This window comes from Nostoc sp. EspVER01, assembly GCF_034530635.1.
In the GTDB taxonomy this organism is placed as follows: domain Bacteria; phylum Cyanobacteriota; class Cyanobacteriia; order Cyanobacteriales; family Nostocaceae; genus Nostoc.
In genome coordinates this window covers 1-18886 of sequence record NZ_JAVRCS010000066.1, presented here as the reverse complement: position 1 = coordinate 18886, position 18886 = coordinate 1, and the positions used below count along the sequence as shown (strand labels likewise).

Below are 18886 nucleotides of genomic sequence, written 5' to 3'. Positions count from 1 at the left end.
ATTTCCCTTTACATTTTCCCATAAATGATAAATCTTCCAAAACTGGATGCTCCCCCTTGAAACCACTTACGCCGCCGAAATACTGGATGTTGATGGCGAAAATTAATTAGTTCACGTGTAAAGTCTAGTAAATCCGAGTTCGCTTTATGCAAATCCCAATGCCGCCAGGAAATCTCATTGTCTTGGCAGTAGACATTATTATTTCCCTTTTGACTACAGCCAATTTCATCTCCCTCTAATAGCATTGGGACACCTTGAGATAGCATTAGAGTTGCTAAAAAGTTTCGTCGTTGCCGTTCGCGCAAACGCATCACTTCTGGATCATCGGTTTCACCTTCTACACCACAATTCCAGGATCTATTATGGCTTTCACCATCTCTATTGTCTTCCCCATTTGCTTCGTTATGTTTTTCGTTGTAGCTGACTAAATCATTTAACGTAAAACCATCATGAGCAGTGATGAAATTAATACTTGCATTTGGGTTGCGCCCGTTTGTTTGATACAAGTCAGGGCTACCAGTAAAACAGTAAGCAAATTGTCCTAAACTATCATCTACACCACGCCAAAAATCTCTGACTGTATCCCTATATCTACCATTCCACTCAGACCAACGCAGTGGAAAGTTCCCGACTTGATAGCCGCCTTCCCCTAAGTCCCAAGGTTCAGCAATCAGCTTCACATCTGCTAAGATTGGGTCTTGATGAATAATATCAAAGAAAGCTGATAGATTATCTACCTCATATAATTCCCGTGCTAGCGCCGAGGCCAAATCAAATCGGAAGCCATCTACATGCATTTCTATTACCCAATAGCGCAGACTATCCATGATTAACTTCAGAACTTGAGCATGACGCACATTCAGAGAGTTACCGCAGCCTGTAAAGTCCATGTAGTAGCGAGGATCATCCTTTACCAAACGGTAATATACAGAATTATCAATACCTCGCAACGATAGGGTTGGCCCGAAATGATTTCCTTCGCCAGTGTGGTTGTAGACTACATCTAAAATAACTTCAATTCCAGCAAAATGAAGTGCTTTGACCATTTGCTTGAATTCAGTGACTTGTTGTCCCCCAGTCCCACTAGCACTGTAACTAGAATAGGGAGCAAAATAGTTGATTGAATCGTAACCCCAGTAATTCCTTAATCCTTTATCTTCTAAATGTCCCGGATGAGATAGAAAATGATGTACTGGCATCAACTCAACTGCTGTAATTCCTAATTGCAATAAGTGTTGAATTGCAGCCGGATGTGCCAAGCCGGCATAAGTGCCGCGCAACTCTTCTGGAATAGCTGGATGTAGTTTAGTAAAACCTTTGACGTGAGTTTCATAAATAACAGTTCTATACCAAGGTGTACCAAGCAGTTGATCGCCTTCCCAATCAAAAGATTGATCGACCACAACACACTTGGGCATTATTTTGGCATCATCTAGTTCAGAAAAAACTAAGTCTTTTTCCTCAGCGTCTAGAGAGTAGCCAAAGACAGCTGGATCGTTACTAAACTCACCATCAATTGCCTTAGCGTAGGGGTCAATTAATAGTTTGTTGGGATTAAACCGATGACCTACCTCCGGTGCCCACATTCCATGCACTCTAAACCCATACTTTTGGCCTGGGCCAACTCCTGGTAAGTAACCATGCCAAACAAAATTGTTTTTTTCTGTCAAAGGTATACGAATTTCTTCGTCATCGTTATCAAATAAACAAAGCTCTACCCCTGTTGCATTTTCCGAAAATAAAGCAAAATTTGTCCCTTTTCCATCCCAAGTTGCACCTAAAGGATATACATTCCCTGGCCACAAAGCTACATACATAAGTAAATCTTGAATAATTAGTTTTTCTGTAAATAATTGACTTTGACTTTTTTGAATAATTAGTTAATAGTGAAAGTTACTAATAATTCTTTAAAATCACTAACATTAAAATTTAACTTATGGTTAATGTTATTTGATCTATCATTAGTAATAGAAATTTCTATTCCTTAAGTGAGAAAAATTAATGCAGAGAGCAACAGCCTGAAGGAAGGAAACTGCTGTGTCTGCAACACGCTGCACAATTTGCTTAAGTAAAGCAACCTCAGCAAAGCTTCTGTCACCTGCTCCCTCCTCCCTGCTCCAGTTTGGCTACGCTACTTCGGCTCCGGTTCCATCGAGCGACTGTGTACTGAGCGTAGTCGAAGTAAGTCGAGATGCTCGGCACAAGTCACGGCAAGCCTCCAGCAAGAACTGTGTCTAAATGATAAGTCTTTAGCCGGATATGATACGACTTCTTTAAATGCGATCGCTCTAGGGTTTAACCCATAGTGAATTGACAAATAGTCTCATCTGAACTGTGGAAATATGACAGCGTGTCTTTTGACACGATTTTACTATTACAGCAACAATGCTACGTAGTGACTGTTTTTACTTGGTGTGAAAGAGAACGTGAAAAAGGATTTTTTGTTGCTAACAGTTGCTTTACCTTTACTGATAGCATCTCCTAGTTATGCGGTTGAGGGTGAAATTGAGCAGAGAAATACTAATAAATCAACCGAAGTCATTTTAGATATTCCGAGTTTGAGTGAAATTGAGCTACCTGCCACTAATGCCGAATTATTATCTCAACAATCTGTACCCATTGAAGTTAATCCAGAAGAAACTCAGCCAGAAACAGAGCAAACTCCGAGCGATGATGCAGACATTTCTATAGAAGCGATCGCAGAACCAGATAACCTACCCCAATCTACTCCAACTTACGTAATCGATAAAGAAGAAATTAAAAAGCAGGGTGCTGCAAGTTTAGCCGATATTTTGAAAAGAATGCCTGGTTTTGCAATCAATGATGTCGGTCATGGTGCAGATATTCACACAGGTACATACTATCGGGGAGCGTCAATTAATCAGTCTGTATTTTTGATTAATGGCAGACCAATTAACAACAATGTCAACACTTATCATGGTGGAACTGATTTAAATAGCATTCCGGTAGAGGCGATTGAACGAGTAGAATTATATAGCGGTACAGCCTCCGCTTTATTTGGTTCCTCAGCCTTTGGAGGAGTTGTCAATATCATTACCAAAGAAGGTTATGGCAAACCTAAATTTAGCGCTAGTGCAGAATTTGGCTCGTTAAGTTTAAATAATCAACAAGTGACTTATGGTGGTTCATCTGATAAGGTCAAATACAACTTTAGCTTTGAAAGATTCTTTACAGATAACCGTTACCGCGTCCCTGTAGGTGCAGCAAATCGTGATGAACAAGGATTTTTATTTAATGCAGACACAGCTACAAGTACCTATTTTGGTAGCATTGGAGTAGATTTAGATAAAAAAAATTCCTTGAATTTAGATGTTACTACACTCAGCAGTCGTCGTGGCTTAATTTATTTTGGTTTCCCTCTGCAAAGAGATAGATTAGACCACGATGGTTTAAATGTTGGCTTATCTTGGAAAACTCGGCTAGGTAATGGCGAAAGCTCTAACCTGACAACCTCGATTGGTTATAACCAAGATTATTTCAGCACTTATGGGCCTACAGGATCGTTTTACCGTATAGGAGCTTTAGATACACAACAACTCACAGCCAGGGTAGATCATGAGTGGAAAGTTACCTCCAATAATAAATTGCGTTGGGGATTAGATTTAAAAAATACCGATTTAACCGGTGATGTTTTGAGTACCAATCCTAGTAGGATTGGCAATAACGAAACTGAAGATCGGAGTTTGTTCAATGCAGCTTTATTTGCTGTCAATACTTGGAATATTAGCGATAATTTTCTGATAGATTTAGGATTAAGACAAAGCTTTGACAGCCAATTTGGAAATTATCTCAACCCTAGTGTTGGGTTACGTTATGCTGTCACACCAATGGTAGCAGTGCGTGGAAGTTGGGCAGGGGGACAACGCAATCCTGGGTTAGATCAGTTGTACGTTTATGATACAGTTCATGGTTGGGAACCTAATCCTGATTTAAGCCCAGAAATTGGCTCAACTTGGACTGCGGGAGTCGATGTTAATTTTTCTCAAAACCTGATTGGACAGTTTACTTACTTTGGTAGTAGTATAGGCGATCGCTTGGGAGTCATCGCCGGAAAATGGGCAAACATTGGATTAGTAGATACCAATGGTTTAGAGGCAGCATTGCAATTAAAAATTGCGGCTGGCTGGTCAACTTTCCTCAACTATACTTATACAGATTCCCAAATAAAAACAGGGACAGAGAAAGGTTTACAATTAGGTTTGATTCCCTACTCTGTATTGCAAACTGGTGTGGGTTATCAAAATTCAGGTTGGCAAGCTAACTTGTATGTTACCTACAATAGTGGCGCTCGCAGATCCATCTTCGCTAACCCTACTGACAAGCCTACAGATTTTGCACCGTCTTTCGTGAATTTAGATTTGAGCGGGCGTATACCTCTAAGTAGCAATTTAGGACTAACAGTTTACTTAGAAAATCTACTGGGTGAGCAATATGAGCGAGTTAATCGCATATATAGCCCTGGCTTTACTTTTCGTCTGGGTTTAAGCGCCAATTTTTAGGTATTCAATGTAAAGATTTTACCATTGTAAAGTCTCTACATTCTTATGTTTTTTCACATGATATTAGAAAATCTCACTTTCCTACCTTTATAGAAAAGTGAGGTTTTACAACATTTTTTTGGTAAATATGACTCTCCGCCGTGCAACATAGTGCGTTAAGCTAAAGCGATAATGGCCCTACTTAAAATTTATGTTTAATCTAAAATCTAAAATATAAAATTGCTATGAGAGCCAGAATTGAAAATAAAATACTTTTGATTCACCACGAAGATTTACCAGAGTTTAAGAAGGGCGGTTCGGTGGTAAGAAACTCTTATTTTTGGGCACTACGTTCAATTGCTGGTCAAGCTTCACGTTATCGTGATTGGGAATACGAACCGGAGGTTTGGCTAGCGCTTTCACGAATGCTTTTATCGTTTGCGGAATCTGGATATTTGGGTATTAGAGAAACTTTGCTAGAGTTTCCCTTATCTCAAGGAGAAATTCCTAATTTGTTGCGAGACGTTTCCACTTGGGAGTAGGGATATATAGCTGTCATTGAGCGTGTGCTGAACAAGGAATGTGCGCTACGGCTTCGTCATCAACTTCATCGGTTGCTGGATTAAAAGCTTATCCAGGTGGTGCGATCTATGGTGGGACGAAATGGTTTGTACGCGATTTCATGGAAGTTCTACGCATGGAGTCTGCTCAAGAAGGTACTAACATTCGTACTGCGACAATTTACCCTGCCGCAATTAACACTGAGTTGTTGGATATGATTACTGACCAAGATGCGGCTGAAAAAATGATAGCGTTGTATAAGCAATATGCCATCTCACCAGATCGAGTAGCCAATGTTGTGGCGTTTGCGATTGACCAGCCAGAAGACACAAACGTGAACGAATTTACGATTGGCCCAACCACGCAGCCTTGGTAAGGATAGTGCTGGCGGTTAGACTGAGTGCGATCGCTATCCAGAAGAGTTGGAAGCTATCCAATCCTGAGACTAAGAAGACTGTATCAATATTCGCTGCAACAATTTGTTCTTCTGTTTTACTACCTAATAAAAATAATCTTGGTAAAAAATATCAGCTCATCTTTCACCCAACCTCTAGCGAAAGAAAGAGTTTGAGGCTGAATATCTCTGTAATCATGAATGCGGACAAGTGTTTACCTGCTGAATAACTGATATGCCGCAATATTTCGGAAAACTACCTACAACAAACCAAGCTTGGACAACTGTTAGCAATGTAAAAGCTGTAAGTTGGGAAAATAATATTGTCAATTTTGACTGTGGCGACTCATGCCTGACTATCAGCGTACTTACTCCGAATTTAATCCGCGTGCGTTTTGCACCAACTGGGGAATTTATGCCTCGCCGCTCTTGGGCAGTGACGCCGGATGATGCAGAATGGGCAATAATACCTTTTGTAGTGCGAGAAACTGAAGCAACGGTTGAAATTGAAACAGAACAGATTCGTGTGTGCGTTCAGCGGGAAAAATGTCGCATCGCCTGTTTTGACAAAGCTAATCGTCCCTTTGCTCAAGATGCAGAGATGGGGATGGGTTGGCGGATGGGTGCAGTTGCAGGGTGGAAGGAAATTGCAGCCGATGAACATTTCTATGGCTTTGGCGAACGTACAGGCTTTCTGGATAAACTCAGCGAAGTGAAAACTAACTGGACAACGGATGCTCTAGATTATGATTCACTCACTGATGAAATGTACCAGGCAATTCCATTTTTTATGGCTTTGCGCCCACAGGTAAGCTATGGCATCTTTTTCAACACCACTTTTTGGAGTCAGTTCGATATCGGCGCTGAACAACCAGGTATTTGGAAGATGGAAACTCGTGGCGGTGAATTGGATTATTACATTATCTACGGCCCTGAACCTGCCCAAATCCTGGAGACTTACACTCAGCTAACTGGGAGAATGCCATTACCGCCGAAATGGGCGCTAGGTTATCATCAATGCCGTTGGAGTTACGAATCAGAAACCGTTGTGCGGGAACTAGCAAAGGAATTTCGTCAGCGCCGCATTCCCTGCGATGTTATTCACTTGGATATTGATTATATGCGGGGCTATCGAGTGTTTACTTGGAGTCCTCAACGTTTCCCCAATGCGGCAAAACTGATTAGTGATTTAGCAGAGGATGGTTTCAAAACAGTCACAATTATCGATCCTGGTGTGAAGTATGAACCAGAGGGTAATTATCATGTTTTTGACCAAGGCATAGAAAACGACTATTTTGTGCGTAAAGCTGATGGCACGTTGTTCCACGGCTACGTTTGGCCAGAGAAAGCTGTTTTTCCTGATTTTTTACGTCCTGATGTGAGCAACTGGTGGGCTGATTTACACAAAAGCCTAACTGATATTGGTGTGGCAGGAATTTGGAATGATATGAATGAACCTGCCATAAACGATCGCCCTTTCGGCGATGATGGGGAAAAGATTTGGTTTCCTCTAGATGCGCCGCAGGGGGGAAGGGGAGCAGAGGGGCAGAGGAGCAGAGGGGCAGAGGAGAATTTATCTACGTCCACTCATATAGAAGTGCATAACTTGTATGGGTTGATGATGGCTAAAGCTTGTTATGAAGGGTTACAGCGGCATCGAAGTTCAGAGCGATCATTTGTGTTAACGCGATCAGGTTATGCTGGTGTGCAACGCTGGTCTTCTGTGTGGATGGGAGATAACCAATCGTTGTGGGAGCATTTAGAAATGTCTCTGCCGATGCTTTGTAACATGGGACTTTCGGGTGTGGGGTTTGTGGGTTGCGATATTGGCGGGTTTGCTGGTAACGCCACTGCTGAATTATTTGCTCGGTGGATGCAGGTAGGAATGCTTTACCCATTGATGCGCGCTCACTCGGCAATGTCTACTGCTCGTCATGAACCTTGGGTATTTGGCGATCGCGTTGAAAATATCTGTCGAGAATACATTAATCTACGTTACCAATTACTTCCCTATATTTATAGTCTTTTCTGGGAAGCCGCAACGACGGGGGCGCCGATTTTAAGACCATTATTGTACCACTTTCCCAACGATCCGAAAACCTATAGCCTTTACGATCAAGTATTGTTAGGTGCATCGCTGATGGCTGCACCAATTTACCGCCCTGGAGTTGAGCATCGAGCTGTCTACCTACCCGCTGGCACTTGGTATGATTGGTGGACTGGCGATCGCTATGAAGGCCCGATTCACATTCTTGCTCATGCACCACTAGAAACAATGCCACTGTATGTCCGTAGCGGTGCGATCGTTCCTATGCAACCTGTCAGCCAATACGTTGAGGAATCGCCACTCCACCAGATCCGATTACGGATTTGGCCTGGTAATAATGAATATCAGCTATTTGAAGATGATGGAGAGACAAACAAGTATCAAGACAAAAAGTTCTCGCTAGCAAATATCAGCGTATTTACTGAGTCTGATCAAACGGTAGTTGAAATTGGAGCGAGAATAGGAGAATGGACACCTCCACCGAGGGAAGTGATTGTAGAACTTGTTGGTGTTGGAGAGCAACGTTTTCAAGATGATGGTAAGCTACATAGCCTGCAATTCTGAAATACTCACAAAGGTGGTTTTTGAGCCACCATTATTTTCATTATGAAAGGAAAAATATGCATAGAGGTAGATGAAAAACAAGTCAAGGTGTAGCTTAAAATACAAATAACATCAATGATTAAATCGTAAGAAATACGTAAGTTTACCACGCTAGATAGATGCGGTTAGAGAACACTCAATGTTAAATATTAACCGCTTGCAGCTGCAAGATAGATTTAAAATCTCTACAAATTCACTTGTGCCAAGAGTCGCAAGTGCGATCGCTATTTTTATTGGTAGCTTGGTATTAATTGGCTGGTGTCTTGGTATTGAAGTTCTGAAGCGCGGCTTCTCTGGTAGTCCTGCAACGATGAAAGTCAACACGGCATTATGTTTTGTGTTGTGTGGTATGTCGCTGTGGCTATTTTTAACAGCAGGGGAGCGGGGGAGCAGGGGAGCAGGGGAAAACAATTCAAAATTCAAAATTCAAAATTCAAAATTATTTACCCATTTCCCTACTCTTCTAATCTCCCAGGTCTGTGCAATAGCTGTCACCACAATTGCGGCACTTACTCTCTGTCAATATCTGTTTGGCTGGAATCTTGGCATTGACGAACTGGTGTTTCGTGATTCGCCAACTAGTATAGCGACATCGCATCCGGGGCGAATGGGGTTGAACACAGCACTGAACTTTATCCTGCTCAGTGTTGCCCTACAGATTTTGATTCATCCAAAAACCCACCGCAGTTATTGGTATGCCCAAATTATCGCTCTCATTGCTACTTTAACTTCCTTTCAAGTGCTGATAGGCTATGCCTACAAAGTGGAAGTTCTCTACGGACTTGCCCCTTATACAACATCAATGGCGTTACATACAGCGGTGTTGTTCCTCTTACTAAGTATAGGTATTCTGTGGGCGCGGGCAGAACATGGCTTAATGAGGGTAGTTACAAGTGATAGTTACGGCGGCTTAGTTGCACGTCGTTTATTAATTGCCGCGATCGCAGTACCTTTTATATTAGGGTGGGTAATTGTTGAAGGGCAACGAGCAGGACAATACAATCCAGCATTTGCAGTATCGGTGTTTGCGATCGTTCTGATTGTAATTTTTACTATTTTGATTTGGCAAAGTGCCAGGGTTATTGAATACCTCAGCTATCAACGCGACCTTGCCCAAGAAGCACTGAGAACCTACGAAGCTAAACTAGGGAGTTTTGTAGATTCTAACGTCATCGGCATTCTGTTTGGCGACGTGTATGGCGGTATCCAGCAGGCAAACGACGAATTTTTGAGGATGATTGGTTACACGCGGGAGGATTTGTTAGCAGGTAAGTTAAGTTGGCGCAATATCACACCACCAGAGTATTTATACTTGGATGAGCGAGGTGTTGCCGAAGCCCAAGGAAATACCAACGCTACTTGTACGCCTTACGAGAAAGAATATATTCGCAAGGATGGTAGCCGTATCCCGGTTTTAGTTGGTTATGTGCTGCTAGGAGAAAACCGGAAAGAGTCAGTAGCGTTTATTCTCGACTTGAGTGAACGCAAGCAAGCAGAGGCAGAGCAACACAAATTAGTGTCGGTAGTAGAAAATAGCTCTGATTTTATCGGCATCGCCACCCTTGAAGGTCAGTTACTCTACATAAATGATGCAGGTCAAAAGCTGGTAGGTCTTGCTAGCCTTGATGAAGTGAGGCAAAAAGCAGTATTAGATTACTTCATGCCCAAAGACAAAGCCTATTTCCAAAAATATATACTGCCGACTGTGCTATCAGAAGGGCGCTGGCAGGGAGAATTCTGCTTCCGGCATCTCCAAACAGGTCAACCGATACCAGTTGATTACAACATCTTCACCGTTACAGATAACAAAACAGGTCAGCCAATTGCCTTAGCAACGGTGACTCGCGACATCACCAAGCAAAAGCAGACCCAGGAGCAAATCTTACAGCTAAACAGGGATCTACAGCGCCGCATTAGTGAGTTACAAACTTTGTTGGAGGTAATTCCCATCGGAATAGGCATTGCCGAAGATCCAAAATGCCAAAATATTAAGGTTAACCCTGCTTTTGCCAAGCAGTTGGGCATATCGTCAGATACAAATGGTTCTCTCAACGCTCCCTTGGACGAAAGACCAACAAGCTTTAAGATACACCGCGAGGGAAGGCAACTGTCAACAGAAGAACTCCCAATGCAGTACTCTGCTGCTCATGGTGTCGAAGTTCTGAATTCTGAACTAGATATAATACATGAAAATGGCAAAATCGTCAAGCTGTTGAACTATGTTGCACCCCTGTTTGACGAAGAGGGTAAAACTAGAGGAAGCGTTGGTGCATTTTTAGATATTACGGAGCGCAAACACGCAGAAGAAGTACTTTTAAACCAGCAAAAATGGCTAGAGGATGTGTTAAATCTGATGCCAAGACCGTTGCTGTTTATCGAACCAGGAACAGCGCGGGTAACTTTTGCCAATCGCTCTGCTGACGAATTAGCTGGGGGCGAATTTCCCAAAGGTGTACCCGCCGAAGATTATCACACAGTTTACTACTATACAGATGCCGCTGGCGATCGCATCCCCAATGAACTTATGCCAGGTGTGCGGGTTGCCCGTGGCGAACGCCTGAATGGATTGGAGGTGGACTGGCATACTCCCGCTGGTGTGCTATCTCTACTAGTATTTGCCGATACCTTACCAGCAATGCACGGTCATCCGGCTACCTGTATTTTGGTGTTCCAAGAAATCAGCAACCTCAAGGCTGCACAAAAAGCCCTCTCATTAAGTTACAAAAGGTTAAAGCTACTATTCGACACAGCCAACGATTTACTATCGAGTCAGCAACCAGTAGTATTAATTGATAGCGTCTACCAAAAACTAAGAGACCAAATTGGTTTAGATATTTACTTTAACTATTTGGTTGTGGATAACTCTCAGGTAATGCGGCTAGAGTCTTACAGCGGCTTTTCCCAGGAGATGGCAAACCAAATCGAGTCTTTGGGATTTGGTGAAGCGGTTTGTGGAACTGTCGCCCAGGAGCGTTATGCAATTGCTCTAGAGAATGTGCAGGAATCAATTGACCCGAAAACAGAATTGATTCGTTCTTTAGGTATTACTGCTTATTATGGTTATCCGTTAATTGCCCAAGGACGGTTGTTGGGTACTCTTTCTTTTGGCAGCCGCACTCGGTTAAGCTTCACCGACAATCAAAAAGGGATGATGCAAGCAGTATGCGACCAAATAGCGATCGCAATGGAACGGGCTAGTTTAATTGCTTCTTTACAACAACAAACTGAGCAGTTACAAGAAGCCAACCGGATGAAGGATGAGTTTCTAGGAATATTATCCCACGAATTGCGATCGCCCCTCAATGCTATCCTTGGCTGGGCGCAATTACTGCAACGAAGCAAGCTCAGTGATACCCAAATGGCTAGAGCAACGGAGACAATTGAGCGCAACGCCAAAGCGCAAACCCAGCTAATTGAAGACTTACTGGATATATCGCGGATGGTTAGAGGCAAGTTACACCTCGATGTCCGTACTTGTAATTTGGTTCCCATAATTGAGTCAGCCATCAAGACTGTTAGTTTAGCCGCCCAATCCAAGCAAATCGATTTGAGATTTTCCCTGATTCCCTCAAAAGCAACGCCAAATTCCGATTGGGAATTAGGAGTTAATCACGAAAATCTCGAATTTTCAGCAGCACAATCCCAAACCAATCAACATTCAGAAAACAGCAAGCTGGGTGAAAATTCTCAATATTTAGTTTCCGGCGATTTCGAGCGCTTGCAACAAATCATCTGGAATCTGCTATCCAATGCCATCAAATTTACACCCGTTGGCGGAAGGGTAGAGTTGCAATTGTCAGTGGTTGGTGGACAAGAAAAACAACAGACAACGGATAAATATGCCCAAATTCAGGTGATTGATACAGGTATTGGTATCAGTCCTGATTTTCTGCCTTACGTTTTCGATCGCTTTCGTCAAGCTGATAGTTCTAACACTAGAATTTATGGTGGATTAGGACTAGGATTAGCGATCGTCCGTCATTTAGTAGAATTACATGGTGGTACTGTACACGTAGATAGCCCAGGCAAAGAACAAGGAGCGACATTTACCGTCAAACTACCACTTCTGAAGAATGCCCACCTCGGCTCTTCTGCCCCTCTGCCCCCATCCCCTGGAGTTTAGTCGATGCGAGAACAAAATTTTTTATATCTAGCAGTCCTAAATCATTTGTGAAAATTATATATCTCTTTCTTCCCTTTGCGTCCTTCTCTAGGAGACACTACGCATTAACATGGTGTCTCCTAGAGAAAGCGGTTCGTTGCCTTATCTATATTTTTCATGAATCAAATAGGACTGCGATAATGTCCGAATAATTAGTATGATTCCCATAGTAGTTAACCACTTACTTACTACGTGCTGGGATTTACGTAGCCCTTCTAATTACCGAGACTCAGGAGGTTGTTGCAGCCGTAATAGAGTATTGTAAACCTGCTTTTTTAAGATAGTATTATTTTGTAGTTCTATGGTAATTTTGTTGAACTGTTCAAATTTCAAACCATTATCTTCGACAATTTTTTGAGCGTGGTTACAGTAGTTCACTGCGATATCTTGAGCCTTCTTTGGAAGACCATTGATGCTATTAGAATCGTTGCAAACAATCTGGGGAATTTCTCCATTGCCAATAAGTTTTTTAATTTCTTCAAAAGCATTTTGACGGGCTGGCTCCATTGCTAGCACGGCTTGAGCATAACTGTTGATTTCAGTATTGTTAACTATTGGTGCTGGAGTTTGAGCGTCAGCTTTAGAACTCAATGAAAAAGCGTTAGAAATCACACCCAAAGAAGCGATCGCGCCGAAAAATAACGATCGCGAAAGGGTTCGCTTTCGGCTAGTTCGAGAAAATAAATCGGAAATTTTCTTCATATAGTGTGTGACACGAAACTACATCAGGGATATTATAAGAAATTTGAATTATTTTCGGAGTTGGAAGTTCCAGGAACCGATCAATACATCCAGCTTTTATATTTGATTGTCAATTTCCTCGGCATACTTGACAAAGTTCGATTACTTTTGTCTGGAGTGTTGACATTTCTGATGCTCCTTGCTTGAGGCTGACTTCTAATTCCAGCAGTAGGGGTAAGCAAGAGATTAACTGTTGCACAGAAAGCAGCTTGATTTCTTGCTGTAAGAAATAAATCCGTTTGGGATTACCGATATCAGCGGCAATAGCGATCGCTTGTTGATTCCGTTCCCCACTTTCTATCATAATCTTTACCCACAGCCAGGTGCGAAATTGTCCAATCAGTGTGGCAACTATCCGTAATCCCGGCTCGGAAGCATTGCTCAAATCTGCCAGTGTTGTCAAAGCTTTAGCTGTATCTCCTGTTCTGATTGCTGCTGCTAATTGTAAGCTATTTTGAGTAGTATTTCTTACTAACTTTGTAACAGTATTTATGTCTAAAGGCTTATTGCTACCTTGGACATATAGCCGTAATTTCTCTAACTCATTGTAAAGAAGCCGTGTATCATTGCCTACAGATTCCGCCAACAGATGGGAAGTATTGGCAGTCAGTTTCACGCCTACTGTCTGGGCTGCTTGATTAACAGATTGCACCAGTAATTCTGTTTTCCAAGGGGGGATGAGGGGAAATTCTCGGAATTCAGTCGCAAACTGTTTTAACAATTTCGTGGATTTGAGACGTTCATCTGGCTTATTGCGGCTAGTGAGCAATAAAAATGAGTTTTCGGGAATGACAGATAGCGATCGCCCCAACTCTGCCAATACATTCTCTGGACAGTGCTGACACAGAGTAGTGTTGATCAGCCATACCAAGCGCCCACCAGCGCCAAAAGTAGGCGTCATCACCTGATTTAAGCCCTGGATAGCAGCATCAGCTTGATCTGGGGAAAATGCAGTGTAATTAAAACTTGTCCATTGGGGATCGAGGACGCGATCGCGCAAAAGTGCGATCGCCTTTTCCATCGCAAAATCATCTTCACCCCAGTAAACATAGATTGGCATAGATAAACCTCTTAGTAGATGGGCACTGCGCATTGGGCATTGTTGAAGAGTTAATATTTATAACTTCTAACTCCTAACTCCTAACTCCCCACTCCCCACTCCCAAAAATTAAATACTTTTGAAATCATTTTCTTAATCGGGGTAATTTTCCCTAAAATCTATCAAGTGAGAGCGTGAGGCTATGAAGATTGGACGACAACTATCAAACTTACTTAAATCGGTTAGCAAGACTGACGCTGCCAGAAGCCTACAGATCCCAAGCCCAGCATATTCAGGAATCTTCTAAATTTCAGCTAGATTCTGGGTTGAGACAAGCGGCATCCTTTCCTGGCTATACGCTAATTACCCCGCCGGCAGAAGAAGAATCACACAATTCTGATTTCTATGCCAAATTACAGACTTATCAACAGGAACTTTTACAGTTGCCTGTAAACCGTAATTTGATTGTACCTGTACCTCCTGCTAGCTTCCATCTGACTTTAGCCGATTTAATTTGGGACAATGCTTACCTTGATGCCTACGAAAAAAATCCTAAATTTGACGAGGAGTTACACTCTTGTTTAGCTGAAATATTTCAAAAATATCAACAATTGATGACAAACAGGAGTCATCCAATTAAATGGCAAATGCTGGGACTAATACTGATGCCAAGAGCTGTAGCCATTTGTTTAGTCCCCCAAGATGAACGCTGTTACGAGGAAATTATTCAATTTCGTCGAACAATTTATCAAAATCCCAAGTTAATTGCCTTGGGTATTGAGCAGCATTATCACTTCACAGCCCATGTTACATTAGCCTATTTTGGGGAGGTTCCGTCTGACCTAGACCGCATAAGCTTCAGCACCATGCTTTCTCAATTGAATGAAGAATGGCTGTTGAATTTGCCAGAATTTTTGATCGATCGTGTCGAATTGCGAAAGTTTGACAACATGACACGCTATTATCGTGAACCAGACTGGCCGATTTTGGATTTTTAAGTAACTAGTTTAGTAGTTAGTAGTCAGTAGTTTCCACTTATTCACTGACAACTGACTACTAATGATTAGTTATTTCTGCCTTTTTGAAAGAATTAGGATATACCCAAGAGTAAAGACGCTAATATTTACAGATGTTGACAACGGGTTAGATTGATGAGTTCGTCACTCGAGAAAATTTTAAGCGAGATTGAGCAACTGACTCCAGAAGACCAATTGACGATAATGGGGCATTTGGTAGAGCGCATAAAAAAGCATATTAACCAAGCCCAACCAAAACGCAAGTGGAGCGATTTGAAGGGTATGGCTCCCTATCCGCTATTGGGTGAGGATGCTCAGGAATGGGTTTCGCGGACTCGACAGGAAGGAAATGAGCATCGAGAACGTTTGTTGCGAGGAGAAGAATGAAGATTAGTGATGCATTAGCTAATGTTTCTCGCTTGTTTCTCGATACAGCACCCGTAATTTATTTTGTAGAACGCAATCCGCAGTTTGTGGATTTAGTCGATCCAATTTTTGAGCGATTGTCAACTGACATTACAGCAGTAGCATCTGGGATAACGTTATCAGAGTGCTTGGTAGGTGCTATACGTCTGGGGTTAGCTGACTTAGAGCAAGCTTTTGTCGATGTGTTGCAACAAGAACAAGTGGTTTTTGTGGAGATTAATGCTGCTATTGCGCGAGAAGCTGCGAGAATTCGGGTACGTTATAACCTTCAGTTACCCGATGCGTTGCAGGTGGCGGTGGCAATAATTGCTCGTTGTGAGGCGTTTTTGACTAATGATGCAGCTTTGAAGCGGGTAACGGAATTGAGGGTTTTGGTGGTGTGTGAGTTGGAAAGCGAAAACCCGTAATATACGCGCTTGACGATCGCTTACAGTGCTAGTTGAAGTGGTTAGCGGTAATTGTCTAAAAATAATTAGCTCAAAGATAAATCCTATGATTTTGTCTTTTAGGTAAACCTAGCTTTTGTCAATGCTCTAAACAAAATCTCCAGCCTAAAATTTCGGTTGTTGATAACCGAGGTAAATTGCTTCTAAAAAAACATCAGGCGTAACAGCTTCTGGCAATTTTTCTAAATTAATAATAGCTTTAACTTGCTCGGCTAGCTTTAGAGATAGTGAGGCTCTTGCCTTTAACGACATTGCACCACGTCGCTGTAAATACTCACGAATCACAGCAAAATCATCTGGCATCAATTGCGATAACTCGGCAATTTCGATTAACTGTTCATGAAGTCCTTTTGCCTGTTCTGAAATTGTCAATCTGGTAGATGCAGTCGGTGCTTGGGCTTGAATGACAATTGTGCCAGCAGCCAAATCACCTAAGCGCTTTTCGCGGCTACCCAGCATAATTAAAAAAGCGCCAATAAATAAAGTTTCATCAAAGGGCCGCAGTAAAGCACGTAGCGTTGCTTGTTGTAACCCGATGAGTCTACCATCATCTCGAACTACGCGAATTTTAGCAAAGCGTTTACCAGGGGTTTCCCCAAACCATAAGGTTTCAAAAAATACAAAATAGCCGATATAAATTGCAAAGGCGATAATGAAGAAAATTGCTAACAGCCAAATATCTAAACTTGTTAAATTTTTAAAAAAATATTCAACAAAATTTAACAGCTGCGTCGAGAAGACACTCCAAGTAAGGACAAACAGAAGCAAAGTTACACCCAACACTGTATAGTCAATCAGGAGTGCCAAAGCTCGATTACCAATTCCCGCTAGAGTAAATTCCAACTCTACACTTTCTGGAGTTTGGAATGTGATGCGATTAAAAAAGCGCATATTTTAACTAATTCAAAATTAATAGAGTTGGATTAAGATGTTGAGTTAACGAAAATCTTGCGAGGGAGGTTCTCGTAATTGTAAACCTAGACCTTCACGCCGACTACGCAAGTCCAAGTATAAAACAGCTTTTAGTGCTTGCCAGAATGGCATGACTAAAACTCCACCGATCAAGCTTCCAATCACAGAAATAATATACACAATCGAGTAAATAGCAGTACCAGGCTCAAGTTTGATTAGGAATAAGCTAGGTATATAGTTTAATACAAACACCAACGGCAATGTAACGATAAAAGCAACTAAAACAATGCCTTGAATGCGAAATACTGAGGCTTTAGTTAGCTCCCAACTTCTGGCAACACTTTCGCCACCATTGATATTTTCCTCAACTGCTAAGGGCACTTCAGCTACAATCCAACGGGAGTAGAACCAGGTTAGTCCTAACAATATAATCCCTGCCGTTACAATTATTACCAATGTTGTTATGACTATAATGCCTGAAGTACCTAATATTCCTCCTAATGCTACTCCGATCAAGCTAGCTACTACACCACCCACGATCGCTAATCCAATATAAATTATCAGCAAAGATATACCTACTTGGAAAGCAACTCTTAAAAAAGACCAAAGACGTGGATTAACATGGCTGCGGGCAGTTTGAACACTTTCAGGCTGGTAAATCAATTCTCCAAAAGCCAAGCGTGAAATTAGTCCAGAAATGGCTGCATATTTTGCCCAACCATACACAGGAACTAGAACCCACAAGTGCGCGATCGCAGCTAGATTAAGATAAGTCTTCAAATGAGAACGATACAACCGTACCGCAGCACTGACAACGTTACCGATACTCAGTGGTTGTATCTGGCCGGAAGATCCAAAGTTTTCAGACATAATGGTAAATTTCCCTTGAAATTACGGAGATGAATTTGAGGCTATCTTAAGCTAAGTTAAACTCAGTGTTCCCAAAATTCATGAATATTCAACGTTGGATTGCGCGACGAGAACCGAATTGGCAGCGTTTAGATGCCCTATTAAGGCAGATAGAAAAAAAAGGGTTAAAGTCCTTACGGGCAGCAGAAATTAGAGAGTTAGCGAGTTTGTATCGTTCTGTAGCAGCAGATTTAGCACGTGCCCGCACTCAGCAAATCGGCAATACTTTAATCCAAAGTTTACAATCTTTAACAACTCGTGCCTATACGCAGATTTACCAAGGTTCGCGGCGACAAGAATGGCAGGCAATCCGAGAATTTTATCGTTGGGGATTACCATCTGTAGTCCAGAAAACATTTGTATATATTGCTGCGGCAACGGCGCTGTTTTTATTAGGCGCACTAGTGGCTTGGTGGTATTCCTGGCAAAACCCCAGTTTTATGCCTTTGATTGTACCTGAAAGCTTGATTACCAAAGTACGAGATGAGCATAAATTATGGATGGGTTCAATTGTCGGTGTTGAACCTCTGGCATCCAGCGGCATCGCAATCAATAATTTGTCGGTGTCTTTTGGGGCTGTCGCCGGTGGCATAACGGCTGGAGTATACACAGCCTATTTGATGGTATTTAATGGTTTATTAATTGGTGCTGTTAGTACTTTAGTTGGTCAAAATAATCTGGCTTATCCTTTTTGGGCCTTTGTATTTCCGCATGGTTCCTTGGAATTACCCGCGATCTTTTTTGCTGGGGGCGCGGGATTTTTATTAGCAAGAGCAATTTTATTTCCTGGTAAATATCGCCGTGGGGATGCACTAAAATTTTATGGTTATCAAGCAGTGCAGCTAGTATTTGGGATTGTGCCAATGTTGATTATTGCTGGTGCGATCGAAGGCTTTTTCTCCCCAAATCCTAATGTACCTGATGCAATTAAATATTTGGCAGGGATAGGATTATTTATACTTTTTGTAATGTATTGTAGCCGCAAGAAAGCATGAAATATTCAAGTTGACATACTCACCGAGAAAGAAGGGTCGGTGATACTGGAGTAATGAGTAATAAGTAATGAGTAATAAGTCATGAGTAATAAGTCATGAGTAATAAGTCATGAGTAATAAGTCATGAGTAATAAGT

Annotated in this window: 14 protein-coding genes; 9 read left to right on the top strand and 5 right to left on the bottom strand. The window is 41.9% G+C overall.

The features are described from left to right. Positions 1–8: 8 nt before the first annotated feature. Entirely contained in the window at positions 9–1817 is a 1809-nt protein-coding gene (glgX, locus tag RMX69_RS28760) for a glycogen debranching protein GlgX (protein WP_322639466.1), read from the bottom strand. 609 nt (positions 1818–2426) lie between these two features. Here glgX and RMX69_RS28755 point away from each other — a divergent pair. From RMX69_RS28755 to RMX69_RS28735, 5 genes are all read left to right on the top strand, one after another. Then, positions 2427–4520: a TonB-dependent receptor gene (locus RMX69_RS28755; protein ID WP_322639465.1), complete on the top strand. Its 2094-nt coding sequence runs from the start codon at positions 2427–2429 to the stop codon at positions 4518–4520. 224 nt (positions 4521–4744) lie between these two features. Continuing rightward, complete coding sequence (locus RMX69_RS28750; RefSeq protein WP_292729887.1) at positions 4745–5041, top strand: hypothetical protein; 297 nt, start codon at positions 4745–4747, stop codon at positions 5039–5041. A 38-nt stretch (positions 5042–5079) separates the two neighbouring features. Beyond that, positions 5080–5436, top strand: a complete 357-nt coding sequence (locus tag RMX69_RS28745; protein ID WP_322639464.1) for an SDR family oxidoreductase — start codon at positions 5080–5082, stop codon at positions 5434–5436. A 253-nt stretch (positions 5437–5689) separates the two neighbouring features. After that, a complete protein-coding gene (locus RMX69_RS28740; RefSeq protein ID WP_322639463.1) occupies positions 5690–8065 on the top strand; it encodes a glycoside hydrolase family 31 protein in 2376 nt (791 codons plus the stop codon). A gap of 178 nt (positions 8066–8243) precedes the next feature. Further along, positions 8244–12227 (top strand): PAS domain S-box protein, encoded by a 3984-nt coding sequence (locus RMX69_RS28735; protein ID WP_322639462.1) that lies wholly within the window; start codon positions 8244–8246, stop codon positions 12225–12227. A gap of 258 nt (positions 12228–12485) precedes the next feature. On the opposite strand, the gene RMX69_RS28730 is transcribed toward RMX69_RS28735, so the two are convergent. Beyond that, positions 12486–12968 (bottom strand): DUF4168 domain-containing protein, encoded by a 483-nt coding sequence (locus RMX69_RS28730; protein ID WP_289798766.1) that lies wholly within the window; start codon positions 12966–12968, stop codon positions 12486–12488. A 109-nt stretch (positions 12969–13077) separates the two neighbouring features. After that, positions 13078–14067, bottom strand: a complete 990-nt coding sequence (holA, locus tag RMX69_RS28725) for a DNA polymerase III subunit delta (protein ID WP_322639461.1) — start codon at positions 14065–14067, stop codon at positions 13078–13080. 188 nt (positions 14068–14255) lie between these two features. Between holA and RMX69_RS28720 the strand changes: the two genes are divergently transcribed. The 3 genes from RMX69_RS28720 (at position 14256) to RMX69_RS28710 (ending at position 15895) form a co-directional block, all read left to right on the top strand. Next, on the top strand, positions 14256–15044 hold the full coding sequence (locus RMX69_RS28720) for a DUF1868 domain-containing protein (RefSeq protein ID WP_322639460.1): 789 nt from the start codon (positions 14256–14258) through the stop codon (positions 15042–15044). Positions 15045–15197: 153 nt separating this feature from the next. Continuing rightward, entirely contained in the window at positions 15198–15449 is a 252-nt protein-coding gene (locus RMX69_RS28715; RefSeq protein WP_322639459.1) for a hypothetical protein, read from the top strand. Then, positions 15446–15895, top strand: a complete 450-nt coding sequence (locus RMX69_RS28710) for a type II toxin-antitoxin system VapC family toxin (protein ID WP_289798770.1) — start codon at positions 15446–15448, stop codon at positions 15893–15895. Before RMX69_RS28715 ends, RMX69_RS28710 begins: the two co-directional genes overlap by 4 nt. A 144-nt stretch (positions 15896–16039) precedes the next feature. Here RMX69_RS28710 and RMX69_RS28705 read toward each other — a convergent pair whose 3' ends face one another. Together RMX69_RS28705 and RMX69_RS28700 are read right to left on the bottom strand one after the other, a co-directional pair. Next, the gene (locus RMX69_RS28705; RefSeq protein WP_289798771.1) at positions 16040–16825 is read right to left on the bottom strand and encodes an RDD family protein; all 786 of its coding nucleotides are present in this window, start codon (positions 16823–16825) and stop codon (positions 16040–16042) included. A gap of 45 nt (positions 16826–16870) precedes the next feature. Beyond that, complete coding sequence (locus tag RMX69_RS28700) at positions 16871–17716, bottom strand: hypothetical protein (RefSeq protein ID WP_322639458.1); 846 nt, start codon at positions 17714–17716, stop codon at positions 16871–16873. A gap of 80 nt (positions 17717–17796) precedes the next feature. Between RMX69_RS28700 and RMX69_RS28695 the strand changes: the two genes are divergently transcribed. Beyond that, positions 17797–18750 (top strand): stage II sporulation protein M, encoded by a 954-nt coding sequence (locus RMX69_RS28695; protein WP_322639457.1) that lies wholly within the window; start codon positions 17797–17799, stop codon positions 18748–18750. The last annotated feature ends 136 nt before the right edge of the window (positions 18751–18886 follow it).